We start from the raw sequence: 26,372 nt of genomic DNA on the forward strand, positions 1-26,372 counted from the left end.
CCATGCTCGATTTTTTCGCGCGTCCTTACTGGTTACTGATCTGGCCTTGTTTAGCCTGGTGGTTCCTGACCTGCTCGTCATCCCCAACCCGCTGGCGGCTCCCTGCAGCCTTGGCACCGCGTCTACTGAAGGGCGGGGCGACCTCGGCCAAGCCACCCAGCTGGAGCCACGGCCTGGTGCCTCAACGTCTTTTCACGGCCAGCTCTGCCTCTGCTGGGCATCGCTTATGGGCGCTGCTGACCAGCACACTGCTGACGCTGGCACTTGCAGGTGTCGGCTGGCTCCCTGGCGAACATTGGCAGCCTCGCGATCAGGCCCTGCTGCTGGTGATGCAAGAACTGAGTGATGAAGCCCATCTCAACACCAGCCAAAGGCGGATTCTGCCCTTGTTACAAAGCAGGCAGCAGGGTGAATCTGCCTTGATTGTCTTTACCGCTCAAGCGCATCTTGCCAGCCCCGCCACGCCAGATCATGCCGCCGTCATTCATCTGTATAGCCTGCTGCATCCATCGGTGCTGCCCTCAGCCAGTCGTTCATCCTCTGGTGGATTAGAAGCTGCACTGCAACTGGCACACCAGCTCAGCGGTGAGCGGCCCGCAGACTGGCTGCTCACTAGCGCCAACGCCCCCACTGCGCATCAGCTGGATAGCCTCAACCTTTTGCCTCATGTGAGGCTGCATTGGCTCTTGGAGCACCAACCCAGCGCCGCACTCCTTGCCGCCGCGCCCGATCAAGTCCAGTTTTATGGTCCATCAAGCCTGCCAAGGCTCACAGCCCAGGATCGACAGGATCGCCTGCTCCAAGGTGCCACCCTTTTTCAGGAACTCAGCCACTGGGCATTGCTGCTGGCGCTGTTGCTGATCGGCGCACGCTGGGCGCTCAGTCGTGGCCGCTTCACGCCTTGGCTTGTCTTGCTGCTCTGGCTGCCTATGGCGGAGATGAGCCAAGCTCAATCACGCTCACTCGCTGATCAAGAAGCCCAAGCGCATCAGCTGTATGCACAAGCCCAGTATGCCGCTGCCGCCAGCGCTTTTATCCAGCTGATCACCGCGCAGGACCCTGATCATCTCGCCGCTCAAACGCTCAGTCCCACTGCCCAGCGCTGGGCTTACAATGCAGGCACCAGTTGGCTGATGGCGGGAGAACCTGAGCAGGCACTACACTGGCTCAACAAAGCCCAAGAGCTGGATTTTTCACCCGTCTGCGCTCACAGCCAGCTAGCACAGCGACTGATCACCCATCCTTTAGAAGCCCCTGTCACATCCTTCGAGGCCGCCTTGACTCAGTGTTTTGGGGGCCACTCAGCCGAGCAACAAGCTGGACAAGGAGAAGGTGAGGGACAGGATTTTGCACAACACAGAGCAGCCGCACAAGACAGCGCCAGTACAGGGAGCGAGACAGCAGCCTCAGCACGCTGGACCGCCAGCCGCCGCTCAAGCAGCAGCCCACTGGATGAAGCTGGGCAGCAGCGTCTTGATCAGCTAGAAAGCGACCCTTGGCGTTTACTGCGTCATTTGTTTCGCGAGGAGTCAGCACCATGAGCCTTTCACGACTGCTGACACTCTGCTTCGCCCTGCTATGGATCTCGCCTAGCTGGGCACTGAGCCTGCAATTGAGTCAAGCACAGATCACTGCAGGGAGTCGGCTGACACTACAACTTGAACTGAGCAGCTCCAGTGAACAGCCACCCAACTGGCAGCTGCCCGCCGCCTGGCAAACCCACTTCACGCTGATTGAGCAGCAGCACCAAGGCGTCATCAGCCCGCGCGGGGAATGGATACATCGTTGGGAAGTCCTGCTTGAACATCGCCAAGCGGCCAGTATTGAACGCCAGCTGCGCCTACCACCCATCCAGATTCAAGGCCAACGCAGCAGCGAGGTTCAGCTGCGTATCCTGCCCGCGCATCCCAGTCGTGCTGCTGCACAACAACGCGCCCGAGCCGCTCAGACTGAACCAGTGATGATCGAGCAGCAGGTTGAAACGCGTCTCGCCTATCCACAACAAACGCTGATCTATGAGCTGATCATCCGCTATCAGGGTCAGCCTCAGCGCCCTCGCCTGAGCCAGCTCGATCTTCATAACGCCACAGGACGAGATTGGGGACAAGGCCGCGAGCAATCCATTCGCCAGCAAGGCAGCCTATGGGAAGAAGCCCGCTGGCTGGCCTTGATCCATCTGGAAGACCAACCCGCGCAGATTGGCGAGCGCTATTTCTCGACGCATCTCTATTGGCCAGGTGCCAGCACAGAACGCCTCGTTGAAGTTGAGGCCGAACCGATCCATATTCAGCTGCGGCCCTATCCCAGTCAATGGCCAGCTGAGCAACCCTGGCTGGTCGCCAAGCAGGTCGTACTCAGCGCACGCTGGATTGATCCCCCCGCCGAGCTGGCACCAGGCCAAGCGGTTGAATTAGAAATTCTGCTGCAAGCGGAAGGACAAATTGCGGCACGCTTGCCTGAGTTCGATCCACAGGATTTAGCTGCCTTGCCGGCACAGGTGCAAAGAATCAGCAGCGAAAGGCGCAATGCTCAGCTCAGGCGAGGACGCACACCGGCCCTGCTGGGGGAGCTGCGTCAGCGCTTTCTGATCACGCCTGAACGCAGACTGGAGCTACCAGAACTGGCCGTCTACTGGTGGGATAGTGAGCAGCACCAGCTCCAAGTCGCGCTGAGCCAGCCTGAGCCATTACAACTGAATCACGCTCGCGCGCAGACCACAACTGAACTTGAACAGGCCAGCGGTGCAGCCCTGCTGGAAGAATGGCAGCAGCTGGCCAGTGCCGAGATTGAACGCCTGAGCCATCTCCAATCCAACAGCCAGTTTTGGCTTGTTGGCTGGTTTGCACTGCTGCTTGGTGCCGCGCTGAGCTGGCGTTATTTCTGGCCTGCCACACGGCCCTTGCCGGAACTCAACGCCACAGCGGAGCGATCTCAGCCACCTCAACCTTGAGTCGGCATCCTCGATAGAGTGAAGTATCAGCGCTCTGTTTGGCTGGTGGCCATGAGGCAACCTCTGATTCACTACAAGTGCTCAGTTTTAAATTCACTATAGCCTTCATAGTAATAGCTAACATCGATGCCTTTCATGAACAAGGCACGATCATGAATTTGATCTGTCAGCGCCTGTTTTAATAGCACTTTAATTTCGACATCTTTAACTGGGCTGCGCTGCATCGCTGAGAGGTAGTCTTCCTTATCAACCTGATTCCAATCGATGACCTGCTGAATTTCCTTTTTGAGTAACAAATCCAACCAGATACGGGTCGCACGGCCGTTGCCTTCACGGAAGGGGTGGGCAATATTCATTTCGACATATTTTTCGATAATCTGATCGAAAGTACGCTGCGGCATAGCATCAATGTGCTGCAAGGACACTTCAAGATACATCAAAGGGGCAAAACGAAAATTGCCTTTCGCAATATTGACATCGCGCATCTGGCCAGCAAATTCATAAATCGAATCAAAGAGATAAGCATGGATAAAAGCCAGGCCAGCAAAAGTGCCGACCTCAGCCTTCTCTATATCTCCAGAATCAAAAAGCTGTCGAGCTTTTTGCTTGCTGATTTTTTCTTCTAATTTTGCCAGTTCGACTTGATCAGTCACATGGAGTTTATTTTTTAACACCATAGCATTTTCAACCCTTTGTCAAAATATCGCTTGATCACATTGGCTATCCAGCGCTGGCCATCGCTCTCGCCACCTCAACGCCTGACGAGATAAACCCCCGCTTCGATATGATCGGTATAGGGGAATTGATCAAAAAAGGCACAGCGTTCTAAGCGGTGCGTCTTGGTCAGCTCGGCGAGATTGTCAGCCAACGTCTGGGGGTTGCACGAGATATACACAATGCGCTCATAGCCCTGCACCTGTGCCAGCGTCGCTGCATCCAGCCCAGCCCGTGGGGGGTCCACCAACACGGTCGAGAAATCATAATCAGCCACTGCCAAACGTGCCGCCAAGGAAGAATCAGGATCGGCAAGAGCGGCGGCCAGTTCTTCAGCCGAGGCCCGTGCCACCAGCACGTTATCGATCTGATTCGCAGCGATATTCACCTGCGCCGCGCCAACAGAGGTGCGACTGATCTCTGTCCCTAAAACGCGGCGAAACTGCCGCGCCAGCGCCAGCGTAAAGTTGCCATTGCCACAATAGAGTTCAAGCAGATCACGCTCTTGGCTGCCTTGCGTGACTTGCAAGGCCCACTCCAGCATGGATTGACAGATCGCTGGATTTGGCTGGGTAAAACTGCCTTCGATCTGCTGATAGATCAGCTCACGACCGGCCACATGCAGGCGCTCCATCACATGATCACGCACCAGCACCTTCTTTTGCTTGCGCGCACGACCAATGATCTCGATCTGCAACTCTTGCTGTAACGCCCGAGCTGCCAGCTCCCAAGCCTCATCGAGCTGGCGATGATAGATCAAGGTCACCAGCATCTCACCAGACAGGGTGTTTAAAAACTCAACCTGAAACAGGCGGTGGCGCAGCACTGGCTGATCCTTGATCGCGGCCAGCAGGCGCGGCATCAGCGCATTAATCGCTTCACTGGCAATTGGGTAGCTGTCCATGCGGACGATACGTCGATCCTTTTTAGGATCTTCACCTACCTCAAACATCGCATAAAAAAGATCATCACCCTCATGCCAAATACGAAACTCGGTACGATAGCGGTAATGGCTCACTGGCGAAGGAAAGAGATCAAGCGACGCTGCAGCCTCCTGAAACGGGGCCAGCAAATCCGTCAAACGCTGCGCCTTGGCAGCAAAAAGTGACGCGTAAAGCTCAGGCTGCACCTGAGGAAGACTAGAAGACATGCATCTTTATCCTTCGCAAGAAAACAGAGAAACAGGCGGCACAGGTGCCACCAAAGAGTGAGAGAGAGGAGCCGCCTCAAGCGTCCTGATTAACTGGGGATCAGGCTGTAAACCCCGCCGTGCGAGCGAAACAGGCAGACGACTGTTTGGCGCTAAGGGCGCGGTCATCCAAGTGGGAATCACCGACTGCGGCACCAGTGTAGTTTGGCACGCCAGAGGCTCCAGCAAATGCAAGACTCGACGAGCGATGGCCGCACCGGAATCGATCCACTGCCATTCACGCCCAACCTGCCGCGCCACCTGATCCAACTCAGGCTGGAGCAAGGGAAAGTGCGTACAGCCCAGCACCAGTGTATCCAAGCGCGGATAGGCCAATAGCGGCGAGAGCACCGCCAGCAGATCAGCCTGTGCAACGGGTTGACCGGCCAGCTGCTGCTCGGCCAGTTCAACCAGCGCCGAAGCCCCCACCTTGATCACCTCACAATCAGCAGCGAATTGATCGATCAGCTGCTGCGTATAGGGGCGCTCGATTGTGCCTTGTGTTGCCAAGAGGCCGATCACTCCCGTACGCGTCATCGCCGCGGCTGGCTTAATCGCTGGCACCACACCCACCACCGGGAAAGGATAACGCTGTCGCAGCTGATCGAGCACCAGCGTGCTGGCCGTGTTGCAGGCGATCACCAGAAGAGCGGGTTGCACCTGCTCCACTAGGGGGGCAATCACCGCCAGTATCCGCTCAGTCAGCCACTGCGAATCCTTGGTACCATAAGGAAAGGCCGCGTTATCACAGGCGTAGACCAATCCCTGATCCGGCAGGCGCTCGCGCAGGGCTTGAATAATCGACAGGCCCCCGACACCAGAATCAAAAACCAGAACAGGCTGGGCGCAATGCATTAGTCAGCCTCAACAAACAAGGCATCCACCTTCTGGAAACCGCGCGGCAGCTTTGTACCACGACGACCTCGCTCTCCCAGATAGTGTTCTAGATCTGTCGGCTTAAGCGTCAGCACTCGCTGACCACAACGCACCTTCAACGGCTGATCTGCGGCCAGCACCACCAAGGATTTGACAAACTCCTCACGGTTGGTGGCCCGACGTGTTGGGATATCAAGCATCTTATTGCCCTTACCCTTGCTCAACTGAGGCAGATCCGTAATCGGGAAGAGCAGCAGACGGCCTTCATTTGAAACCAGCGCCACCTTCAGCTGCTCTAAAGGCAATTCAGGCAGCAGCACAGGAGACAGCACCTCTGTCCCTGCCGGTAGCGTAAGTAGACCCTTACCGGCTTTGTTTTTACTCTGCATCTCGGCCAGTGAGGTGATAAAACCATAGCCCGCATCTGAGGCCACCAGCGTCAGCTGTGAGTCCTGCCCAATCAACAAGCCACGGAATTCAGCTCCAGCAGGCGGTTGTAAACGACTGGTCAAGGGCTCGCCTTGCCCACGCGCGGAAGGCAGAGTATGGGCGGCAAGGCTATAGCTGCGACCTTGATCATCCATCAACACCAGCTGCTGATTGGTTTTGCCACGTGCGGCCAATAAAAAGCCATCGCCACTCTTATAGCTCAAACCCTCGGGGTCGATATCATGGCCCTTGGCCGCACGAATCCAGCCCTTTTGCGAGACCACTACGGTAATCGGATCAGCACCCAGCAGCTCAATTTCACTCAAAGCTTTGGCCTCGGGTGCTTGACTAACCAGCGCAGAGCGGCGGCCATCACCAAAGGCGGCGGCCGCTTCACGCAGCTCATCACCAATCAAGGCATCCAGTGCTTCTGGGCGCTTTAGCCATTGCATCAACTGGTCTCGCTCCTGACCCAGCTGGTTTTGCTCAGCACGCAGTTTTTCTTCTTCCAAGCGTGCCAATTGGCGCAGTTTTAAATCCAACACCGCATTGGCTTGGCGCTCAGATAAACCCAGCTGACGCATCAACACCTGCTGTGGATGATCTTCTTCGCGGATAATGCGGATCACTTCATCGATCTGCAGGTAGGCCAGCAAAAAGCCCGCCAACAGATGCAGGCGCTCTTCGACTTTATTCAGACGATGCTCGATACGCCGCGTCACGGTATGGCGACGAAACTTCAGCCACTCACCCAGCATCTGATGCAGGGGTTTGACCTGAGGACGTCCATCTAGACCGATCACATTCATATTGACGCGATGATTCTTTTCAAGATCCGTGGTGGCAAACAGATGGGCCATCAAAGGCTCAACATCAATACGCTGCGAGCGCGGCACTAAAACCAAGCGCACTGGGTTTTCATGATCGGATTCATCACGCAGATCCGCCAACCAAGGGAGTTTTTTGGCTTGCATCTGCGCCGCGATCTGCTCCAACACCTTACTGGGCGAAACTTGATAAGGCAGTGCCTGAATCACGATCTCGCCTTCTTCAAGCTGGTAAACCGCACGGCTTTTCACGCTGCCACGACCAGTACGATACATCTGACGCATTTCAGCCGCAGGTGTGACGATCTGCGCCCCTGTCGGGAAATCTGGCCCTTGTACATAACGCAGCAGATCTTCTGTTGTGGCCTCAGGCTGCTGCAGCAGATGCAAAGTGGCTTGCACTATCTCATGCACATTATGTGGCGGGATATCCGTTGCCATACCCACGGCAATACCACTGCCTCCGTTGAGCAGCACATGTGGCAAGCGCGCTGGCAATACCTTGGGCTCCATCAGCGAGCCATCAAAGTTAGCCACCCAATCCACCGTGCCCTGCCCAAGCTCCTTCAGCAGCAGCTCAGAAAAACGTGCCAAGCGGGATTCGGTATAACGCATCGCGGCAAAGGACTTAGGATCATCTGGGCTGCCCCAGTTGCCCTGTCCATCGACTAAGGGATAGCGATAGCTGAATGGTTGAGCCATCAGCACCATAGCTTCATAGCAGGCTGAATCGCCATGGGGATGAAACTTACCCAGTACATCCCCCACCGTTCGAGCCGATTTTTTATACTTGGCCTGGGCCGATAGCCCCAACTCACTCATGGCGTAGACGATGCGTCTTTGCACTGGCTTCATACCATCGCCAATATGGGGTAAGGCGCGATCTAAAATCACATACATCGAGTAATCGAGGTAGGCCTTCTCGGTGTACTGGCTCAGGCTTTGGCGTTCGAACTGATCGTCAAGGCGATCAATCACATCTGTCATGAAAAACCATCCTTTCAATGGATCTTGAATCAGAGGCTAGTGTAACGTGAAGCCCCTGCTGGATAAACTTTGTTTCGCTGTGTCAATGCCGCTATACCTGCCCTGAGACGCTGGTTATAATCCAAGGCCATCAAGGGAGAGCAGCGATGATTTTAAAAGACTACATCCACCGGCCTGATGCCGATCCTCGCTCAGAAGAAACCTGTGCTGAGGCCGCCACCCGCCTACGTAACGCCTTCAAAAACAATGAAGATGTGCTGGTACTGAATGATATCCGCTTGCCGATGGATGAAGAACGCACGCTGAATATTGATCATATTGTCATTCATAGCTATGGCATTACGCTGATCAACAGCCGCACCATTTATGGCAAGATCGAAGTCAACTATCGTGGCGAATGGAGCCGTAACATTAAAGGCCGTGAAGTCGCGATGCAAAACCCGATCGAGATGTTCAAATATGTCAGCCGCAATCTGCGTGAGATGCTGACACAACAGATCGATGCTCTGCTCACTCGCGCCAAAGGCAGCCAAAAAACCTTTGAAAACATGCCGATTGATGTGCTGTTTATTCAAGCCATCAAAAGCAGCATTATTGGCACCGGCATCAACCAATCCAACATCATCTTTGTTGAAGCACTGACACAGAGCATCAACCGTACATTTAGTGCTTATAAAAAGCGCGAATTTCAGATGTACGGCGGGCTGGATACCTTCAAGATTTCCAGCTCAGATATGTATGCCATCGCAGATTGCATTCAGGGCAATGAGATCGATCGCAGCACCTATCCTAATGTGGATGAGGTCGTCAAACCTGGTGCCGAAAGTGCTCCTGCTGCTACAGGACGCCGTGGAATAGTGCGCGCCCACAGTACTTTGCCGGTGAAGATTATCAAGGCGCGCGATATCAAACCCAGTCGACGCCAATCGATGCCATCCGCTTCTGAAAGCGAGTAATCCCGCCATTGGCCTGAGCGCAAGCATCTCCTGAGCACCCAGCATCAGGCTTTCAGCCACCCCAAGCAGGGTGGCTTGGTTTCTATTAAAAACTTTTGATCAACGTCATGAGAGCAGGTCAGGCTTCTTAAGCAGAGATCTGTGCCAAATTGCCTTTGGTTTCTAACCACTGTTTACGATCAGCCGCCCGCTTTTTGGCCAGCAGCATATCCAACAACTGCATCGCCTGATCTTCTTCTTCACGCACCAGTTGCACAAGGCGGCGTGTATCTGGTGCCATGGTTGTCTCGCGCAACTGCATTGGATTCATCTCACCTAGGCCTTTAAAGCGCTGCACATTGATCTTGCCTGAACGCTGCGAGAGGCGATCGAGCACCGCTTCTTTTTCCTGATCATCCAAGGCATAGAAGACTTCTTTGCCGCAATCGATCCGATACAAGGGCGGCATAGCCACATAGACATGCCCCCGCTCAACCAGAGCAGGAAAGTGGCGCAAAAAGAGCGCACACAACAAGGTGGCAATATGCAGGCCATCGGAATCCGCATCCGCCAGAATACAGACCTTGCCATAACGCAGGCCACTCAGATCCTCGCTGCCTGGATCGATACCCAGAGCCACAGCGATATCATGCACTTCCTGCGAGGCGAGAATCTCGCTCGAATCTACCTCCCAAGTATTTAAGATCTTGCCCCGCAAGGGCATGATGGCTTGAAAGGTACGATCACGTGCTTGCTTGGCCGAGCCACCGGCCGAATCACCTTCGACCAGAAACAGCTCACTCTGGGCGATCTCCGTTCCCGAACAGTCGGCGAGTTTTCCGGGCAAGGCTGGGCCTTGGGTGATCTTTTTACGCACCACCTTTTTGGCCGCTTTGAGGCGGCGATTGGCCCGACTCAGCACCAACTCCGCCAAGGCTTCGGCCTCAAGCGTGTGCTGATTCAACCAGAGGGAAAAGGCATCCTTCAGCACACCACTGACAAAGGTCGCACTTTGGCGCGATGACAGGCGTTCTTTGGTCTGGCCGGCAAATTGCGGCTCTTGCATCTTCAGCGACAGCACAAAAGCACAATCCTGCCAGAGATCATCCGCTGTCAGCTTGACGCCACGCGGCAACAGGTTGCGGTATTCACAAAAATCGCGCAGCGCATCCAAAAGTCCGGTACGCAAGCCGTTCACATGGGTGCCACCTTGTGGCGTGGGAATCAGGTTGACGTAGCTTTCTTGCAGCAGCTCACCACCCTCGGGTAGCCAGAGCACGGCCCAATCCACGGCTTCTTTTTCGCCTTTAAAAGCACCAGCAAAAGCCGCTTCAGGCAAGGTGGTGTATTCGGTACAAGCCTGATGCAGATAGTCGGTGAGCCCAGCTTCATAGCACCAGACTTCTTCGGTGGCTTCCTGCTCCTGCACAAAAACAACGCGTAAGCCAGGGCAAAGGACAGCCTTAGCGCGCAGCAAATGCTTGAGGCGCGGGAGGGAATAGCGGGGAGAGTCAAAATACTGTGGGTCTACCCAGAAACGCAGCAGCGTTCCTGTGTCTTTTTTGGCACAACGACCGATCACTTCGAGTTCGCTGGCCTTGTCACCCCCGGCAAAGCTCATTTTGCTGATCTGACCATCGCGCTTCACCTCGACCTCGAGCCGATGCGAGAGGGCATTCACAACAGAAACCCCGACGCCATGCAAACCGCCAGAAAACTCATAGTTCTGATTGGAAAACTTGCCACCCGCATGCAGGCGAGTCAGGATCAGTTCGACACCCGGCACCCCCTGCTCTGGATGAATATCCGTCGGCATTCCACGCCCGTTATCCTGTACGCTCAAGCTGTGATCGGCGTGCAGCGTGACGCGAATTTCGCTGGCATGACCCGCTAGGGCTTCGTCCACACTGTTATCAATCACCTCTTGCGCCAGATGGTTGGGGCGGCTGGTGTCGGTATACATTCCGGGGCGTTTACGCACTGGATCAAGGCCAGTGAGGACTTCAATCGCGCGGGCATCGTACTGGGTCATCGGGCTTTTATCCTACCGAGGCGAATTGCCCGCAGGACAGGCAACTCACATCACTGGTTATTTAATCAGTTAAGGGGCGCTAGTGTGCCTCGACAAAGCGCTTTTGTCGAGGGCTGAAGCGCTAGGATACCTTAAACAAACCCGTGATCTGGCAGCAACCAATGCTGACTCAAGCGCTGAATATCTGGTGCTAAAGGGCGATCATCTTCTAAGGGCGCGCTGATCGCACGAACACGGCGATGCAGGGCTTGTGCTGAGCGTGAAAAGCCCGCTTCTGGGCCGCCACGCAGCTCTATGGCTTGCGCCAAGGCAAAGGACTCAATCGCCAGCACCTCACTCAAGCGTTCTAAGCTGGTGGCACAACGCCGTGCGACCAAGGTGCCCAAGGTGACAACATCCTGATTATTGGCATTGGTCGGGATAGATTGAATGCTGGCTGGATGTGCCTGAGTGCGCATTTCAGCAACCAGCGCAGTGGCCGTAACCTGCGCGCCCATCATGCCGCTATGCAGGCCATTTTGATTGCCACGTAAGAAGGGAGGCAAGCCCTGATTCAAAGTCACATCAGTCAAGCGTGCGAGGCGGCGTTCACTATGCACCGCCAGCGTGATCAGCGCATTATTCAGTGCATCAGCGGCAAAAGCGATCTGCTGTCCAAAGAAGTTCCCGCCGTGCAGCACTTCGCCTGTCTCGGGCAAAAAGAGCGGATTATCCGTCACCGACCACAGCTCGGTGGCGACACATTCCTGATGAAAATCGACACTGGCTTTCACTGCGCCCAAATGCTGAGGCGCGCAACGAAAGGTATAGGCATCTTGCGGCAGTGGCTGCTGGTGACGCGCACGACCACTAGGCAGATCTTCAGGCAGGCGCGGCGGTGGCTGGGTGACGGGTTGTAATCGCTGACTATCACTACAGATTTTTAATAGCTGCTGCTGAGCCCAGAGCTGACCTGCATGCGGGCGCAGTATCGCCAAACCTGGCTGCAAGGCCTCAAGATGACCGTTTAAAACTTCGCCATAAGCGCCAGTCAGTACCAGCGACAATTCCAGTAAGCGCTCGGCTTGACACGCATTTAATGCCGCAATACCCGTCATCGCCGCTGTGCCATTCACCAGCGCCAGCGCATCCTTCCCTTCTGGATGCAAGGGAGTCAGCCCGCAAGCCGCCAAGGCTTCCTGTGCTGGCATCACCTGCTCTTTCAGCCACACCTGCCCCTGCCCCATCAAAGCCAAGGTGATATGCGCCAAGGGTGTCAGATCACCACTGGCCCCGACTGTGCCAATAGCAGGGACCTGCGGAATCAGCTGATGCGCTAAGCAATCCAACACCAGCTTTAAAGCCTCAGGGCGAATCGCAGAATGGCCGCGGGCCAGGGTTGCCACTCGTGCAGCCATAATGGCCCGCGTCTGGATGGGACTCAACAAAGGACCAGTGCCACTACTGAGATGAAACACCAAGCCCTGCTGTAAAGCCGCAGAAGCCTCGGGGTCAACATAGGTATTGGCCAGCGGCCCATAGCCTGTCGTCACACCATAGATGCGGCGCTTTTGCTGAATCAATTGCTGCAAAAAATCACGGCAACGTGCAATCGCCTGCCAATGCCCTGTACTAAGCTGCATTGCAGCACCAAAGGCAATCTGCTCAAGCGCTAGAGGTGTCAGCGGCTGATCAACAGCCAGGGTGATACAAGAGTTGGCATTCTTCACGAATTGATCCATTCAGCAGAAGAGGAGATCGGCCAGTCACTGGGTTTGCCCAAGGCATTCACTGGGCAGCTGGTACCAAAGGTAAAAGCAACAGGCCTTTCGGGAGGGCTGAGGTGGTCTGCGCAATAAGCCTGCAACTTCACCAACATCTCAGCCTGCTGCTCTGGCTGGTTTAAAACAATAAAGGCCTTCAAGCGCTCACCTTCATGTGGCTGCATCAGACGCACCTGAGCTTGATGGACGCCGGGCAAGGCCGCCAATTGACGCGCAATGCGCTGCGGAAAAACATTCACACCAGCGACTTGTACAGCAGCATCTAAGCGACCGCGTGGATAAAAATGGCGCGCATCCTGCCACTCCAGCGCATCACTGAGCTGCTGTTGCTGCTGGGTGTGGTGATCAACCAACTGATGCGGCTGAGCGCTGGCTTCCCAACGAGGCAGAAGCTCAAATGGCTGCTCAGGGTGGCAGCGCCAGCCCACGCCAGCGGTTTCACTCGAGCCATAGATCTCGATCATCTGACCCAAACCCTGATTGAGCAGCTGATGGATCAGCAGCGGATCACAGGGCGCCGTGGATGTCAGCCCCAATACGCCAGGCGGAAAAGGCTGCTGGTTGCGTGCCAGATGCTTCCACACCAGTGGGTAACCCACCAGAACATCACCTGCCTTTAAGCGCCGCGCCTGCACAGCAAAAAAAGCAGCCTGACCACGAACCACCGGAACCTGCCAATGGGCCGCCAGTAGCACACTAAAAAGAAAACCATAGATATGGTGACAAGGACTGAGCGCCAAAAGACGCTGCGGCGGGCCTGGCATCTGCCGCTCAAACTCTGCTGCAAAGAAACGCACTTCTTCAACCAGCTGAGGCCAAGCATGTGCGCAGACCTTAGGCTCACCCGCTGTTCCTGAGGTCAGAAAGTGCAGATCTTGGCTGCCACGACGGCGGGCTTCGATGACTAAATCGGCCCACTGGCCTAAGGTATTCCAGCGCAGCAGATAGTCTTCTAAACCACTTTCTGCTAACTGAAAAAAATCAACCAACGCCGTTGCCAAAGCCATGCGCTCGATAGAATCCACTTGCAGACACAGGTCCGCAGAAGCACCAGGGCGTGACTGCAGCTGAGTTGCCGCAGACCAGTCTTCTGCAAAAATCTGATTGGCCTGCTGAGGTCGCAGCGATTTGAGCTCTGCAGCCACCAGAGATTGGATCACGGCCAAAACAAGGGGCTGTGTCAGCAGCTCGGTGCTGGATACTTCTTGTGGGATCATGGTTCGCCTCACTGGTCTTTACTGCACTTTTACCTGACTGAACAGCCCCATCAGCTGGATACGCAGGAACCTCTGACCAACATCGTGAGCGCTGGTCAACTTCAATAAAGTATCACCAGCCACACGAGTGAATCAGAGGTGTTCTGGATACAGCAATACACTACAAACGCTTAACAAACACCCAGTAGCTATCACCTGTCAGAGCTTTTTTCATATGCACCTTGACCTTGGTTGGCTTCATCTCATAGTCAAAGGTGTACTCAAACATCACATTCAAATCACCAGAGCGTACACCCTGATCAAAGCGCCCTTTAAACTCAGGACGATTCGTACAAGGCGCCACCTCACTGAAGAAACTCTTGCCGATCACCTGACTTGGATTACGACCAGTAATATCCCCTTCAGCCGCGTTGTACTGCAAAATCTTGCCCTGTGCATCCAGCTGAATGGCACCAAAAGCCACTTGATCCAACTGCTGCGCCGACATCTTGGCCAAGCTATTCTCAATATTGTCTGCACCAAAAGATAAGACTTCCATAAATCACTCCCATTGATTCAAATAAAACGAATGTTGACGACCCAAGCAGAATGACAGCTGTACAAGTTATGGTCAAGTAGCTGTACAAGTCTTTACAGAACTTTGTTGTACAGAAAAAGCCTTATCCAGCACCAACAGGAGGTTGAAAAAAAGCATAAAAAAACCGCCGAACAGGTCGGCGGTTTTCACAAAAAGCAGATGGGTCAAACCTGCGGCTTAAGCCTTGAGATCAGGGCCTGCTTTAATGATGGCTTCATCCACACCTGAGAACTTACGGAAGTTCTCGATAAACATCGAAGCCAACTCTTGCGCCTGACGATCATAGGCAGCTTGATCAGCCCAGGTTTCACGTGGGTTGAGCAGGCTAGAATCTACACCAGGAACACTGACAGGCACTTCCATATTCAGCACACCCAGCTTTTGCGTTTCAACCTCAGCCAGCGCACCGTTTTGTACCGCGTTGACGATTGCGCGCGTGGTTGGAATGCTGAAGCGGCTGCCACCCTGACCATAGGCACCACCTGTCCAACCTGTGTTGACCAGGTAAACGCGTGAACCAAAGGCCTCAATACGCTTCATCAACAGATCAGCATAGACACGCGCTGGACGTGGGAAGAAAGGAGCGCCAAAGCAGGTTGAGAAGGTCGCTTCCAAGCCTGAGGTTGATCCCATCTCAGTAGAACCCACCTTCGCGGTGTAGCCTGATAAGAAGTGATAGGCCGCCGCTTCTTTAGACAGAATCGCTACGGGCGGCAGAACGCCACTCATATCACAAGTCAGGAAGATGATTGCATTCGGCTCGCCAGCACGGTTTTCAGGGACACGCTTGGCCACATGCTCCAATGGATAAGCCGCACGCGAGTTTTGCGTCAGGCTATCGTCCGCATAGTTTGGCTCACGACGATCATTCAATACGACGTTTTCAAGCACGGCACCAAAGCGAATCGCATCCCAGATAATAGGCTCATTCTTCTGCGACAGGTCAATACACTTGGCATAGCAGCCGCCTTCAATATTGAACACTGTGCCCACACCCCAGCCATGCTCGTCATCCCCAATCAGGAAGCGCGATGGATCGGCAGACAGCGTGGTTTTCCCTGTACCAGAGAGACCAAAGAAGAGCGTGGTTTCGCCATCTTCACCCACGTTGGCAGAGCAGTGCATGGGCAGCACATCGGCATCTGGCAGCAGGAAGTTCTGCACTGAGAACATCGCCTTTTTCATCTCACCGGCATAGCGCATACCGGCGATCAACACTTTACGCTCAGCAAAGTTGATGATCACACAGCCATCTGAGTGGGTGCCATCACGCGCTGGATCACACTCAAAATGCGCGGCGTTGATAATAGTCCACTCATTTTTGCTGCTGGGGTTGTAAACCTCAGGGCGGATAAACAGCGTGCGACCAAAAAGGTTGTGCCACGCGGTTTCTGTATTGACGCGCACAGGCAGGTAGTGAGCAGGGTCAGAACCCACGTGCAGCTCAGAGACAAAGTGCTCTTTTTCTTGCAGATAGGCTTCAACGCGCGTCCACAGGGCGGCGAATTTTTCAGCGCTGAAAGGACGGTTGATCTGTCCCCATTCGATCTGCGCAGAAGTGGAAGGCTCATCAACAATAAAGCGATCCAGAGGAGAACGCCCAGTGCGCTGTCCTGTATTTACGACTAGGGCACCATTGGTAGCGAGATGTCCTTCACCCCGTTGGATGGCCAGTTCAATCAGTTGAGCATTACTAAGATTGGTATGATTTTTCACAGCGTTCTCGTTTAAGTTCGTCGTTATTGTGGGACGGTTTCACTGAACTGCGCCCGAAAAGTGAGCGCGATTATGCCAAAAAAAACAGGGTGGGCGAAGTGGCCGATCTGATAAAAAACGTGACCAAAATCTTTTGTAAAACCATTACAAACACAAAAGGCTTGTAAATCAAAAGACTCAGCCAAAGATTCAGCACCCCAACCCATACGTGGTCATTTTTTAATCAGCAACCACTACATCAATTCTGCTTATCAATTCTTGATCAAGATCAATTTTCTTGATAGAAGCACGGCCGTGCCAACACGCGACCTAGTGCAGCTTGTGTCCTAGCTCTGGCCAGTCTGCTGCCGTAAAGCGGTATTCGGTATTGCAAAAATGACACTGGGTCGTCAGTGGAGACTGCTCTTCGAGCAAGCTCAGCAAATCCTGCGGACCGAGTGCAATCAAAGCATTCGCTAGGCGCTCGCGCGAGCAGGTACAGCCAAAAGCCAGCGGCTTGGGATCAAAAACACGCAGCTGCTCTTCATGATAGAGGCGATGTAGCAGTGTCAGCTGATCCAGTTCGAGTAGCTCTTCATCCTTTACTGTAGATGCCAGCTGAATACTGCGCTCCCAAGCATCAGGATCAAGGTTCTGCGCATCATCAGGTAGTTTTTGCAGCAGCAAGCCACCCGCTGACTGTCCATTCGCCGCCAGCCACAGATGGGTTGGTAACTGCTCTGAAGTGGCAAAATAGCTTTCTAGGCTGGCCGCCAGACTTGGCTGATCCAGTGCAACGATGCCTTGATAACGCTGTCCTTCAGCTGGGTCCAGCGTAATCACCAACTGCCCACCTGAAGTCAATTGGTTCCAGGTCTCACCCTGCAAACCTGCATCAAAACGTGCAATGGCACGCAGCTGATCACCACCCTGAGCGCCAGTATTACACTCAGCCATCAACAGCTGTAGCTCGCCTGAGCCACGCACTTCCATTGTCAGCGTCCCTTCAAGCTTCACCGTCGCCGTCAACAAAGCGGCAGCGGCCAGCATCTCGCCTAAATAGCGTTCAATGATCGGCGGATAATCATGGCGCTTCAGCACTTCTTGATAGCTGGCATGCAGCTGTACCAACTCACCGCGTACAGCAGCCTGATCAAATAAAAAACGCTGCACCTGATCTGGCAGGGCAGAAGGCAGGGTCGGACTGGTCATGGAGATCACACTTCGTTAGAGAATAAAGATGTCAGGGCGCACCCTGGAGATGGATGAAGCCATTTTAACTGACTTGCAGGCTAAGCTGTAGTCTTACAGCGCAATTTTGACCCGCGATCCCGCGCCAAGCAGCAGCTCAAGACGCATCTTGGCGCTTGAAGCGATGAATTTGACGCCGCGACTTTTTATCTGGACGCTGCTCAGGTGCACTCAAGCCTGTAGCCTGTAAACGCCGCTGCTCTGCTACAGCAGCGCGCTTGGCTTGGCTGGCCGCTGTTTCCTGATACAGCTGCTGTGCAACACTGGCTGGTCCACGCTGGCTAGAGAGTCCCAGCACTTCAACTTCTTTTTGATCCCAGCCTTGCGTGATCACCAAGTGAGCACCCACTTCAACCTCTCGACTGACCTTGGGGCGCTGCCCTTGATAGAGCACCTGCCCTTTTTCAATCGCTGTTTTGGCCAATGAGCGAGTTTTATAGAAGCGGGCAGCCCATAACCACTTATCAAGGCGCACGGCGGAAGCAGGCGTGGAGGACATTTTCTTTTCTCTCTTCAAAAGGGAATGCAAAAGCACTTGTGATCCCACTGTCATTAAGCTGGGTATAATGCCAGCCTTATCTATAAGCAACAACCCGCGACTACTTTACCCAGAAAACCGTCAAAGTCATCCCCTGATACCACCGCCCGAATCGAAAAGGATTGACTCTGTTTTTTGCCAAACTATTTGATAAAAGTGGTTGCTTTACGCCCGATATTTTCGAATAATTCGAATAAAGCGCTTTAGGAGAAGTATCATGCAAACACAAAGTCAACTTCCTTCAGCCCAAGAAGCAGCACTAGCAAAACTCTGCAGTCAGGAGCTAGCTGCCATCTTAGAAACCAAGGCAGAGGTTCAAACTTTTTCCGTTCAGGATCAAAGTGGCGAAACCCACACGGTGAACATGCCAGTGAGCGCACTGCGTATGCTGGTCGATGTACTGACCGAGCTAGGTGAGGGCAACACCGTTAAGCTGGTGCCCATCCATGCAGAACTGACTACTCAAGAAGCGGCTGACCTACTCAATGTCTCGCGGCCAACCCTGATTAAGCTGTTGGATGATGGAGAAATCCCTTTTCATCGTTCTGGCAATCGCCGTAAGGTGCGCTTTGCAGATTTACGGCATTATCAAGATGAGCTTGAGCAAAAACGGCTGCAGGCACTGGAAGAGTTGACTGCTCTGGATCAGGAACTTGGGCTGGGTTACTGATGAGCTCGAACTATACAGTTGTTTATGATGCCTGTGTCATGTATCCGGCACCACTGCGCAGCCTATTGATGTACTTGGCGCTCAGCGGACAATTCCGTGCTCGATGGTCTGAAGACATCCATAAAGAATGGATACGCAACCTACTTAAAAATCGCCCGGACTTGAAAGAAGCTCAGCTCGATAAGGTTCGCAGCCTGATGAATAAGAATGTTCCTGGCTGTTTGGTTGAAGGTTATGAAAGCCTGATACCTGCTATAGATTTGCCAGATCCAGATGACCGGCATGTTGTTGCTGCTGCTGTACAGACGCGGGCAGAAGCAATTGTGACCTTTAATCTCAAGGATTTTCCTGATGAAGTGCTAAGGGGTTACAATCTGAAAGCCATTCACCCGGATGACTTTATTTCTGATCTGGTAGAGCTGAATATTGGTGCAGTGATCGAAGCGGTTCGCAAGCACCGAACAGGTATGAAAAACCCACCTTTCTCTGCCGATGAGTACCTAGATCTGCTTTTGAAACAAAGACTTCCAGAAGCGGTCTCCAAACTCAGACCGCTGCTAAAAATGATCTAAGTTGATCAGAGGCCCGCTATGTGAATGCTACGAAGATCAATCCGCAAGGAGCTCTTGGCGCGTTTGCGTACTCTCTGATACCACTCCTAGCCTAAGGCCGATTCACCGGCTCAAGCTCGGCAAAACGGGTGACGGCTGGATATTCGGTCAACTGGCGGATAGGCAATTGGCTATCGGGTTGATTGATGGTGATCAGCCAGCGGATGCCATAGCGTTCAGCTGAGGCCAGGACGTCTTCGTTATCATCAATCAGTAAGGTGGTCTGCGGGTCAAAGGGCACGACCTGCTGCAAGGCCTCCCAATACCCCTGCTCTTCTTTAGGAATGCCGCAATCGGCTGAGCTGACAATCTGCTCGACATAGGCATCCAGCCCAGTTAAAGCCAGCTTGAGTGCCAGACTTTTACGATCTGCATTGGTAGCCAAAATAACACGCGGATGGGCCTGATGGAGCCACTGCAAAAAGTCCAGCGCATCGGCACGAAAGCCAATCAAGTGCTGGATCTCTTTTTTGAGCGCCACAATATCGACCCCCAAACGCTCAGACCAGTAATCAAGGCTGTACCAGTTGAGCTGACCTTTTTCTGCCATGATTTGTGGTATAAGCTCAGCCTTTGCTGAAGCTGCATCCAGCTGGTGGAGCTCAGCATAGCGTAAGGGCAAATGCTCTAGCCAGAAATGGCTATCAAAATGCAAATCAAGCAGTGTACCATCCATATCCAGTAGCACTGTTTCGATGCTCTGCCAGTCTATCATCAAGCCCTCCCACGAGGCGGCTAGGGGTGAAGGTAGGCAAGATGGTAAACCACTCAACCCAGAGAGGCCAGCATGTCACGACGTCCCGTTATTTTGCAACGCACGCAAATCGCCCAAAGTCGCTATTTTCGTGTTGAAGAGCTTGAGCTTGAATTCAGCAATGGTCAGCAGCGCACCTATGAGCGGCTGGTCAGCCATGGCCCGGGCGCGGTGATGGTGGTGGCTGTCAATCAGCAGGGCGAGGTGGTCTTAATCCGCGAATATGCCGGTGGTTTTCATGACTATGTGCTGACTCTGCCCAAGGGCATGCTCGAACCCGGTGAAGATGTACTGGCCGCTGCCAATCGTGAGTTAATGGAAGAAACCGGCTATGGCGCCCATCATCTTGAGCCCTTAACTGAACTCTCGCTCGCGCCCAACTATATGGGCCACAAGATGCAGGTGGTACTGGCGCGTGATCTCTACCCCTGCAAGCTCGAAGGCGATGAGCCAGAACCGCTTGAGGTCCACCTGCACTCACTGAATCAGCTTAATAGCTTGGTCGCGCGTGATGATTTTCATGAAGGGCGCTCCGTTGCCGCGCTGTTTATGACCCGCGAGCGGCTTAAAGAGGAACTCAGCGAACTCGATTAAGAAGCATCTGATTAACTACTGCGCTTGGTGATGCTGCGTTAAAATTGGTCTCAAAATGCTCATTGACTCCGTGTCAACTCCGCTTTTTCGATCAATTTTGCCTTGCCTGACCTGCGCTCATGACGCTGATCAGAGGCTCCTTAACATCCTCGGCCTTGAAAAACAGGCGCGCCAGCCTCATTAAGACCACAAATGTTGATCAATGAGGTCTGGCATGACAGAAGACGATAACACCCTCCCCGATACCGCTGTCGATACATCCCAGCAGCACAGTGGTAGCGCCTCCGGCCAACTCCTTCTGGCCGCCGATGCGCCCCTGCCTGAGCGCATCTATCTACTGCCGGTCCATAACCGCCCGTTTTTTCCTGCCCAGGTACAGCCACTGGTCATTCCACGCGCCCCTTGGGAAGCCACGCTAGAGCGCGTGAGCGACACGCCGCATCAAGTGACCGGTTTGATTTTTGTGGATGAGCAGCCCACTGATCAGCTAGAAATCGATCAGTGGCCCAGCATCGGCACCGCCGTCAAGGTGCATCGTGCCAGCAGTGAAGAGCAGCGGATCCAGTTTATTGCGCAAGGTCTGCGACGCTTTAAGATTGAGCGCTGGCTGTCACGCACACCACCCTATCTGGTTGAAGTCAGCTACCCACAGCCTCAGGAAGACAGCAGCGATGAAGCCAAGGCCTATGCCTTTTCGCTGATTAATGGCATCAAAGAGCTGCTGCCGCTGAATCCCCTGTACGGTGAAGAACTCAAACATTATCTACACCGCTTTAATCCCAATGATCCTGGCCCGTTGGCCGATTTTGCGGCTGCCATCACCTCAGCCAAAGGGCGTGAACTGCAGAAGGTGCTGGAGACGCTGCCGCTGCTACAACGGATGCAAAAGGTGCTACCACTGCTGCTGAAGGAAGTGGAGGTCGCGCGCTTACAGGGCGAGATCAGTGAAGAGGTGAATCAGAAGATTCATCAACGCCAGCGTGAGTTTTTCCTACGCGAGCAGCTCAAGGTGATTCAGCGTGAACTGGGCATCAGCAAGGATGATAAAACCGCAGAAATCGAGACGATTTGCGCCAGATTAGAAGGTAAAACCCTGCCCGAAGCCGTACAAAAACGCTTTGATGAAGAAAAAACCAAGTTGGAGATGCTGGAAACTGGCTCACCAGAATATGCCGTCACGCGCAATTATCTGGACTGGCTGAGCCAGCTGCCTTGGGGCGTCCGCTCCACCGATCAACTGGATCTGACACTCGCACGCCAAGTGTTGGATCAGGATCATGATGGCCTTGAGGATGTCAAAGATCGGATTATCGAGTTCCTCGCTGAAGGCCATTTTAAGGGTGATGTCGGTGGCTCCATTGTGCTGCTGGTCGGCCCACCCGGCGTCGGCAAAACCTCGATCGGCCAATCCATTGCACGCACGCTGGGGCGCAAATTCTATCGTTTCTCTGTTGGCGGCATGCGCGATGAGGCCGAGATCAAGGGCCATCGCCGCACCTATATTGGCGCCATGCCCGGTAAGCTGATTCAGGCGCTCAAAGAAGCCGGAACAGAAAACCCCGTCATTCTGCTCGATGAAATCGACAAGATGGGGCAGAGCTACCAAGGTGATCCTGCCTCCGCGCTGCTCGAAGTCCTTGATCCAGAACAGAACCATCAGTTCCTCGATCATTATCTGGATGTGCGGGTTGATCTCTCCAAGGTGCTTTTTTTGTGTACCGCCAACCAACTGGATACCCTGCCTGGGCCACTGCTCGATCGGATGGAGGTGATCCGTCTTTCTGGCTATATCGCTGAAGAAAAGCTGGCGATTGCCAAAAATCACCTCTGGCCGAAGCTCTTAAAACGCGCTGGACTGAAGAAATCGCAAGTCAAAATCAGCGATGCCGCGTTGAAAAAAGTCATTGAAGGCTACGCGCGTGAAGCCGGCGTGCGCAAGCTGGAAAAACTGCTTCATCGCTTGATTCGCAAGGCCAGCGTCCAGCTGCTCACCGCGAATACCCGTCCAGCAGAGAAGAGTGCAGCAGAGAAGAACACAGCAGAACCAGCGCCCCCACCGAAGAGTATCAGCCTGGGGGTCAGTAAGATCGAAGCCTATCTGGGTGCCCCCACCTTCCGCCCAGATCAGCTGATGAAAGGCATCGGCGTGGTGACCGGCTTGGCTTGGACCGCGATGGGTGGCGCAACCCTGTCGATTGAAGCCTCGCAGGTGCATGCGCTCAATAAGGGCTTTAAGTTGACAGGGCAACTGGGTGAGGTGATGAAGGAATCGGCCGAAATCGCCTATAGCTATGTCATGAGCCATCTGGGTGATTTAAGCGCACCAGTGGATTTCTTTGACCAAAAGCAGATCCACCTGCATGTGCCTGAAGGGGCCACACCCAAGGATGGCCCTTCTGCTGGCATCACCATGGCAACGGCGCTTTTGTCTCTGGCACGCCGCCAGAAAACACGGCCCATTGCGATGACAGGCGAACTCAGCCTGACCGGCCAAGTCTTGCCCGTCGGCGGCATTCGCGAGAAGGTCATCGCCGCCAAACGCCAAGGCTTGACTGAGCTGATCCTGCCACTGGCCAATCAACGTGATTTTGATGAACTACCGGATTACCTTAAGACAGGGTTGACAGTGCACTTTGCGCGTCAATTTAAGGAGGTAGTGCATTGGGCGTTTCAATAAGGCGCACTTTTAAGTAGGGCGCATTTTATGTAGGGTTCTTTTGGCAAGGGGCCAGGGAGCCTCTGATGAACATCGCGAGCCTAGGTGTTCATCAGGGGCAAAGAAATCACTGATTAACGCGAAAACTGACCCTTCGCCTGCCCATAAGCATTCACCGCCTTACGCTTGTGCTGATTGCTGGCCCGCTGCTCATGCAGGCTGCTGCGCACTTCGCTGGCTTTGCTCTGGAGCTCTTCACTCAGTGCTTCAAGGCGCTGCAAATCCGCCAGATGGGTGGCCACCGCCTCTTCCGTCCAAGGGGTGACAAACACCTGCTCCACCAGCTGAGTGCGGATCTGGGCTAACTTCTCGACTCCCTCCACCTCCTGCTCCTCCAGCTGGCTCATCATCGCGAGCAGCTTTTCACTGGCTTGGATCGCTCTTTTGAGAGCCTGAGTGGGGGGGAGATCCTTAATCGCGGGAGCACTCATGACGAAGACTCATCCTTGGCGGCCATCTCCTGCTGATAGGTCGCCAGCTCTGCACGGAACTGACGCGCTTCATCCATCACCTGCTCCCAGGCTTCCTTGATCGGTGCCAGCAGACGAATGCACTCCAGCACCAGCGGTGCGGCATCCTTGGCTGCTTTGGCCTTGGCCAACTGACGACCCAGATAGTCATAGAGGCTATCGAGCGTCATGGAGATTTCAGGTTCAATATCATGGCGCAAGGTCACGCGCAGTTCATTAATGCCAGTTTGCGCCTTATTAACCCACTTCACCTTGGCCACCTGATCATCGCGCTGCATCGCGCTCAGTGCATCCTTCATATGTGCCAAAATAGCCGTGTAAAGCAGCAGTGTCAGCTTGTGGGCATCCGCCTCTTCCACCTCAGCTTCGAGGTGACGATTATTGTGTACCTGTGAGGCCCAGGCTTCAGCGGATTTTTGCATTTGGTAAGGCGTGTGGCGTCTTTTGATCATGGTCTATTCTCTTGTCCATCACCTTGCCTCAACGGCAAGGTCTTTTTGTCTGATAGCTCAAGCAAGCGAAGTGTCGCTTACCGTGGATCTCTGCGCTCAGAAGGAGCCCTTGAGCGCAAGCTTACTGGAAAGCCCAGCAGAATTCGAGCCTAGTCCGCGCTGCTTTGCCCCTCGGCATCCACCCGTGCTCGGTATGCCTTCGCCCCTTCTGTTAAACGCAGCCAAGAAGCCGCCAAGGGCTGTAACAACTGCTGGATTTCATCCAGACGGCGCAGCGCCTCACGACAAAAATTCGGATGCATCGGCTGCAGCAGCATCCAGGCAATCTGGCGGGTCATGTACTCGTAGAGTAGATTCAGATTCTCGGCCAGCTGCGGGTAAAGCTCATGACGTAAAGACAAGCGCAGCTCATTCACACAAAACAAAGCCTTGGTTGAGTGCAGCGTTTTGCGCGCTGGCTCAAAGCGAGTCAACGCGCCTTTTAAGGCCTCGAGATGCTGCCCAAGGCCCTTATAGAGCAGGTTGATCAGCTCATGCGGGTCAGCAGATTCAATCACACTGCGCAGATGATGATTAAAGTTCACCTGCTCGGCCCAAGCCTGCGCCTTGCGCTGCATCAGGTAAGCGGTACGCCGCTCAGGTTGCTTCATCTTCATCTGCCTGGCTCCACCAGATTCAACAGCGCCACAGTGGACAGCTGACCCTGAGCGGCGACGGCGGCCGCCTGCTGCTGCTCAATCAAGCTCTGGGTTTCCTGCACTAGGGCCAAGGCTTGCTGATGGTTTTCAAGCGGCCTCACTTCAGCACGACCAGTCAACGCCTGCAACTGCCCATCTAGTTGGCCTTCAAGCTGCTGAACACTACTGACCGCCTGCTCAAGACTGGCGGGTAAGCCTGGATCCTCAACTCGCATCCACTGACGTGGATCAGCCTCTGCATGGCTGAGTGCCTGTAACAACTGCTGCGGCTGCACCGCCACATAGGGCTCGCCCTGCTCGTCCTTGGGTAGGCTAAAAGCATCTTCATCCACTGGGCCAACAAAACGGATGAAAGGCCCTTGCATCATCAACTGGGTGCCATTGACTTCAAAAGTCAGAGCCGAGCTTGCATCAAACTGCAGTTGTTGATCCGCATTCTGCTCAACACGGCCTTCAAGGCGTAAGGTATGGCCCTGCACCTGATTTTCAGCCTGCTGCCACTCACCTAAGACTGCCTCGCCTGCTTGCTGATTCACTAGATCACGCGCTGCAGCACCCAGCTCTGCACCCATCACCACCTGATCTGGCTCAGCTGCCAAGGGGGCTTGCAGCATCTCAGCCATAGAGGCTCGAAAAGCCTGCACAGCTTGATAAGCCCCAGAAGAAAAATAAGGCGAATCCGGCCATTCTTTGATCTCGCCAGTATAGATATCTGGCTGCCCTTTCAGGCGAAACTCCATAATACTGAGGTTTTTATGCAGCGGATCTGTGGCAGCAGCCTGAGCTTTCTCAGCTGGAGCCTCAGAGAGCGTGCGAGTCTGCTCACTGACTGCCTGAGCCAAGCCTCCGGGCAAACCCAGTTGTCGATAAGCTGGCCCCTGAGCAGCAGGTCGCTCCGACACTGGGCTGGGTGAAGCAGACTGGATTGTCACAGGCTGGCTTGTAACAGACTGGGTTGTAGCAGATTGGGCCGCAACAGCTTGTGCTGGATCAGCAGCCACCGTGGCTTGGGGGAGCAGACTTTCCGGCACTACCTTACTCGGTGCCTCGGCACTTAATAGAGGTTCGCCATTAAACTGGGCCTGCTGAATCGTCTCGGCCACCAGCAATGCGATTTCATCTAATTGGGTCTGCGTCGCCGCTTTTTGATCATCACTTAAATGAGCTTCTTGCTCCACCAGTTGTTGTGCCTGGTGTAAAGCCTGCTCAACCTGCTGCAAGGCTTCCTGCGTCACCTGTACCTGACCCAAGCTTTCGGCCAACCATTGACGCTCCACCTGAGCCAACTGCGGCGCGGCTTGCGCTGAGCCTTCTTTGATCTGTGGCTCAGCGGATGGGGTGAGTTCTTGCGCGCGGGCCACTGGCGCTGTCGGTTGTTGGCGCTGCAAAGGGGACAACTGGGAATAGACTTCAATCGACATCAGCTT

The 26,372-nt window shown here is 54.2% G+C and carries 23 protein-coding genes; 7 read left to right on the plus strand and 16 right to left on the minus strand.

Annotated elements, in window-relative coordinates; all coding sequences use genetic code 11:
* Window positions 1-2 precede the first annotated feature (2 nt).
* Both V6U78_RS05225 and V6U78_RS05230 read left to right on the plus strand, forming a co-directional pair.
* A complete protein-coding gene (locus V6U78_RS05225) occupies window positions 3-1,541 on the plus strand; it encodes a hypothetical protein (RefSeq protein ID WP_405338132.1) in 1,539 nt (512 codons plus the stop codon).
* Window positions 1,538-2,950 carry a hypothetical protein gene (locus V6U78_RS05230; protein WP_405338135.1) on the plus strand — a complete coding sequence of 471 codons (1,413 nt, stop codon included), beginning with the start codon at window positions 1,538-1,540 and terminating at the stop codon, window positions 2,948-2,950. The genes V6U78_RS05225 and V6U78_RS05230 overlap by 4 nt, the downstream gene beginning before the upstream one ends.
* A 71-nt stretch (window positions 2,951-3,021) precedes the next feature.
* On the opposite strand, the gene fic is transcribed toward V6U78_RS05230, so the two are convergent.
* The 4 genes from fic to parC all read right to left on the minus strand — a co-directional run bounded on the left by fic (window position 3,022) and on the right by parC (window position 7,972).
* Window positions 3,022-3,627: a protein adenylyltransferase Fic gene (gene fic / locus V6U78_RS05235; RefSeq protein ID WP_405338138.1), complete on the minus strand. Its 606-nt coding sequence runs from the start codon at window positions 3,625-3,627 to the stop codon at window positions 3,022-3,024.
* Between the two features lie 74 nt (window positions 3,628-3,701).
* Window positions 3,702-4,814, minus strand: coding sequence for a tRNA (uridine(54)-C5)-methyltransferase TrmA (trmA, locus tag V6U78_RS05240; RefSeq protein WP_405338141.1), 1,113 nt, complete (start codon window positions 4,812-4,814; stop codon window positions 3,702-3,704).
* Between the two features lie 6 nt (window positions 4,815-4,820).
* Window positions 4,821-5,708 carry a glutamate racemase gene (gene murI / locus V6U78_RS05245; protein ID WP_405338144.1) on the minus strand — a complete coding sequence of 296 codons (888 nt, stop codon included), beginning with the start codon at window positions 5,706-5,708 and terminating at the stop codon, window positions 4,821-4,823.
* Entirely contained in the window at window positions 5,708-7,972 is a 2,265-nt protein-coding gene (parC, locus tag V6U78_RS05250) for a DNA topoisomerase IV subunit A (RefSeq protein WP_405338147.1), read from the minus strand. Before parC ends, murI begins: the two co-directional genes overlap by 1 nt.
* Before the next feature lie 146 nt (window positions 7,973-8,118).
* Here parC and V6U78_RS05255 point away from each other — a divergent pair, with 146 nt between their 5' ends.
* Window positions 8,119-8,928: a nuclease-related domain-containing protein gene (locus V6U78_RS05255; protein ID WP_405338150.1), complete on the plus strand. Its 810-nt coding sequence runs from the start codon at window positions 8,119-8,121 to the stop codon at window positions 8,926-8,928.
* Window positions 8,929-9,055: 127 nt separating this feature from the next.
* On the opposite strand, the gene parE is transcribed toward V6U78_RS05255, so the two are convergent.
* From parE to V6U78_RS05290, 7 genes are all read right to left on the minus strand, one after another.
* On the minus strand, window positions 9,056-10,939 hold the full coding sequence (parE, locus tag V6U78_RS05260) for a DNA topoisomerase IV subunit B (RefSeq protein ID WP_405338153.1): 1,884 nt from the start codon (window positions 10,937-10,939) through the stop codon (window positions 9,056-9,058).
* 131 nt (window positions 10,940-11,070) lie between these two features.
* Window positions 11,071-12,648, minus strand: coding sequence for an HAL/PAL/TAL family ammonia-lyase (locus V6U78_RS05265; RefSeq protein ID WP_405338156.1), 1,578 nt, complete (start codon window positions 12,646-12,648; stop codon window positions 11,071-11,073).
* Entirely contained in the window at window positions 12,645-13,919 is a 1,275-nt protein-coding gene (locus V6U78_RS05270; RefSeq protein ID WP_405338158.1) for an AMP-binding protein, read from the minus strand. Before V6U78_RS05270 ends, V6U78_RS05265 begins: the two co-directional genes overlap by 4 nt.
* A 160-nt stretch (window positions 13,920-14,079) precedes the next feature.
* Window positions 14,080-14,457 carry a photoactive yellow protein gene (pyp, locus tag V6U78_RS05275; protein WP_405338160.1) on the minus strand — a complete coding sequence of 126 codons (378 nt, stop codon included), beginning with the start codon at window positions 14,455-14,457 and terminating at the stop codon, window positions 14,080-14,082.
* Between the two features lie 216 nt (window positions 14,458-14,673).
* Window positions 14,674-16,212, minus strand: coding sequence for a phosphoenolpyruvate carboxykinase (locus V6U78_RS05280; RefSeq protein WP_405338162.1), 1,539 nt, complete (start codon window positions 16,210-16,212; stop codon window positions 14,674-14,676).
* 309 nt (window positions 16,213-16,521) lie between these two features.
* A complete protein-coding gene (gene hslO / locus V6U78_RS05285) occupies window positions 16,522-17,376 on the minus strand; it encodes an Hsp33 family molecular chaperone HslO (protein WP_405338772.1) in 855 nt (284 codons plus the stop codon).
* 163 nt (window positions 17,377-17,539) lie between these two features.
* Complete coding sequence (locus V6U78_RS05290; RefSeq protein WP_405338164.1) at window positions 17,540-17,941, minus strand: RNA-binding S4 domain-containing protein; 402 nt, start codon at window positions 17,939-17,941, stop codon at window positions 17,540-17,542.
* 256 nt (window positions 17,942-18,197) lie between these two features.
* On the opposite strand from V6U78_RS05290, the gene V6U78_RS05295 reads away from it, so the two are divergent.
* Window positions 18,198-18,650, plus strand: a complete 453-nt coding sequence (locus V6U78_RS05295) for a helix-turn-helix domain-containing protein (RefSeq protein ID WP_405338166.1) — start codon at window positions 18,198-18,200, stop codon at window positions 18,648-18,650.
* A complete protein-coding gene (locus V6U78_RS05300) occupies window positions 18,650-19,222 on the plus strand; it encodes a PIN domain-containing protein (protein ID WP_405338168.1) in 573 nt (190 codons plus the stop codon). Before V6U78_RS05295 ends, V6U78_RS05300 begins: the two co-directional genes overlap by 1 nt.
* 91 nt (window positions 19,223-19,313) lie before the next feature.
* Here the strand turns inward: V6U78_RS05300 and yrfG are convergent, their stop codons facing one another.
* Window positions 19,314-19,976 (minus strand): GMP/IMP nucleotidase, encoded by a 663-nt coding sequence (yrfG, locus tag V6U78_RS05305; protein ID WP_405338170.1) that lies wholly within the window; start codon window positions 19,974-19,976, stop codon window positions 19,314-19,316.
* A 72-nt stretch (window positions 19,977-20,048) separates the two neighbouring features.
* Here yrfG and nudE point away from each other — a divergent pair, with 72 nt between their 5' ends.
* Both nudE and lon read left to right on the plus strand, forming a co-directional pair.
* Complete coding sequence (nudE, locus tag V6U78_RS05310; RefSeq protein WP_405338172.1) at window positions 20,049-20,609, plus strand: ADP compounds hydrolase NudE; 561 nt, start codon at window positions 20,049-20,051, stop codon at window positions 20,607-20,609.
* A 214-nt stretch (window positions 20,610-20,823) separates the two neighbouring features.
* A complete protein-coding gene (gene lon, locus V6U78_RS05315; RefSeq protein WP_405338174.1) occupies window positions 20,824-23,286 on the plus strand; it encodes an endopeptidase La in 2,463 nt (820 codons plus the stop codon).
* A gap of 113 nt (window positions 23,287-23,399) precedes the next feature.
* Here lon and V6U78_RS05320 read toward each other — a convergent pair whose 3' ends face one another.
* The 4 genes from V6U78_RS05320 to V6U78_RS05335 form a co-directional block, all read right to left on the minus strand.
* Entirely contained in the window at window positions 23,400-23,756 is a 357-nt protein-coding gene (locus V6U78_RS05320; protein WP_405338176.1) for a hypothetical protein, read from the minus strand.
* Window positions 23,753-24,247: a flagellar export chaperone FliS gene (gene fliS / locus V6U78_RS05325; protein ID WP_405338178.1), complete on the minus strand. Its 495-nt coding sequence runs from the start codon at window positions 24,245-24,247 to the stop codon at window positions 23,753-23,755. Before fliS ends, V6U78_RS05320 begins: the two co-directional genes overlap by 4 nt.
* A 149-nt stretch (window positions 24,248-24,396) precedes the next feature.
* On the minus strand, window positions 24,397-24,903 hold the full coding sequence (locus tag V6U78_RS05330; protein ID WP_405338180.1) for a flagellar export chaperone FliS: 507 nt from the start codon (window positions 24,901-24,903) through the stop codon (window positions 24,397-24,399).
* Window positions 24,900-26,366 carry a hypothetical protein gene (locus V6U78_RS05335; RefSeq protein ID WP_405338182.1) on the minus strand — a complete coding sequence of 489 codons (1,467 nt, stop codon included), beginning with the start codon at window positions 26,364-26,366 and terminating at the stop codon, window positions 24,900-24,902. The genes V6U78_RS05330 and V6U78_RS05335 overlap by 4 nt, the downstream gene beginning before the upstream one ends.
* Between the last annotated feature and the right edge of the window lie 6 nt (window positions 26,367-26,372).

Source organism: Marinospirillum alkalitolerans, from assembly GCF_045055655.1.
In the GTDB taxonomy this organism is placed as follows: Bacteria; Pseudomonadota; Gammaproteobacteria; order Pseudomonadales; family Halomonadaceae; genus Marinospirillum; species Marinospirillum alkalitolerans.

Excerpts from the sequence above, each read along its gene's own strand:
- V6U78_RS05225 (WP_405338132.1), top strand. The coding sequence starts at position 3 with ATGCTCGATTTTTTCGCGCGTCCTTACTGGTTACTGATCTGGCCTTGT.
- V6U78_RS05230 (WP_405338135.1), top strand. The coding sequence starts at position 1,538 with ATGAGCCTTTCACGACTGCTGACACTCTGCTTCGCCCTGCTATGGATC.
- fic (WP_405338138.1), bottom strand. The coding sequence starts at position 3,627 with ATGGTGTTAAAAAATAAACTCCATGTGACTGATCAAGTCGAACTGGCA.
- trmA (WP_405338141.1), bottom strand. The coding sequence starts at position 4,814 with ATGTCTTCTAGTCTTCCTCAGGTGCAGCCTGAGCTTTACGCGTCACTT.
- murI (WP_405338144.1), bottom strand. The coding sequence starts at position 5,708 with ATGCATTGCGCCCAGCCTGTTCTGGTTTTTGATTCTGGTGTCGGGGGC.
- parC (WP_405338147.1), bottom strand. The coding sequence starts at position 7,972 with ATGACAGATGTGATTGATCGCCTTGACGATCAGTTCGAACGCCAAAGC.
- V6U78_RS05255 (WP_405338150.1), top strand. The coding sequence starts at position 8,119 with ATGATTTTAAAAGACTACATCCACCGGCCTGATGCCGATCCTCGCTCA.
- parE (WP_405338153.1), bottom strand. The coding sequence starts at position 10,939 with ATGACCCAGTACGATGCCCGCGCGATTGAAGTCCTCACTGGCCTTGAT.
- V6U78_RS05270 (WP_405338158.1), bottom strand. The coding sequence starts at position 13,919 with ATGATCCCACAAGAAGTATCCAGCACCGAGCTGCTGACACAGCCCCTT.
- pyp (WP_405338160.1), bottom strand. The coding sequence starts at position 14,457 with ATGGAAGTCTTATCTTTTGGTGCAGACAATATTGAGAATAGCTTGGCC.
- V6U78_RS05290 (WP_405338164.1), bottom strand. The coding sequence starts at position 17,941 with ATGTCCTCCACGCCTGCTTCCGCCGTGCGCCTTGATAAGTGGTTATGG.
- V6U78_RS05295 (WP_405338166.1), top strand. The coding sequence starts at position 18,198 with ATGCAAACACAAAGTCAACTTCCTTCAGCCCAAGAAGCAGCACTAGCA.
- V6U78_RS05300 (WP_405338168.1), top strand. The coding sequence starts at position 18,650 with ATGAGCTCGAACTATACAGTTGTTTATGATGCCTGTGTCATGTATCCG.
- yrfG (WP_405338170.1), bottom strand. The coding sequence starts at position 19,976 with ATGATAGACTGGCAGAGCATCGAAACAGTGCTACTGGATATGGATGGT.
- nudE (WP_405338172.1), top strand. The coding sequence starts at position 20,049 with ATGTCACGACGTCCCGTTATTTTGCAACGCACGCAAATCGCCCAAAGT.
- lon (WP_405338174.1), top strand. The coding sequence starts at position 20,824 with ATGACAGAAGACGATAACACCCTCCCCGATACCGCTGTCGATACATCC.
- V6U78_RS05320 (WP_405338176.1), bottom strand. The coding sequence starts at position 23,756 with ATGAGTGCTCCCGCGATTAAGGATCTCCCCCCCACTCAGGCTCTCAAA.
- fliS (WP_405338178.1), bottom strand. The coding sequence starts at position 24,247 with ATGATCAAAAGACGCCACACGCCTTACCAAATGCAAAAATCCGCTGAA.
- V6U78_RS05330 (WP_405338180.1), bottom strand. The coding sequence starts at position 24,903 with ATGAAGATGAAGCAACCTGAGCGGCGTACCGCTTACCTGATGCAGCGC.
- V6U78_RS05335 (WP_405338182.1), bottom strand. The coding sequence starts at position 26,366 with ATGTCGATTGAAGTCTATTCCCAGTTGTCCCCTTTGCAGCGCCAACAA.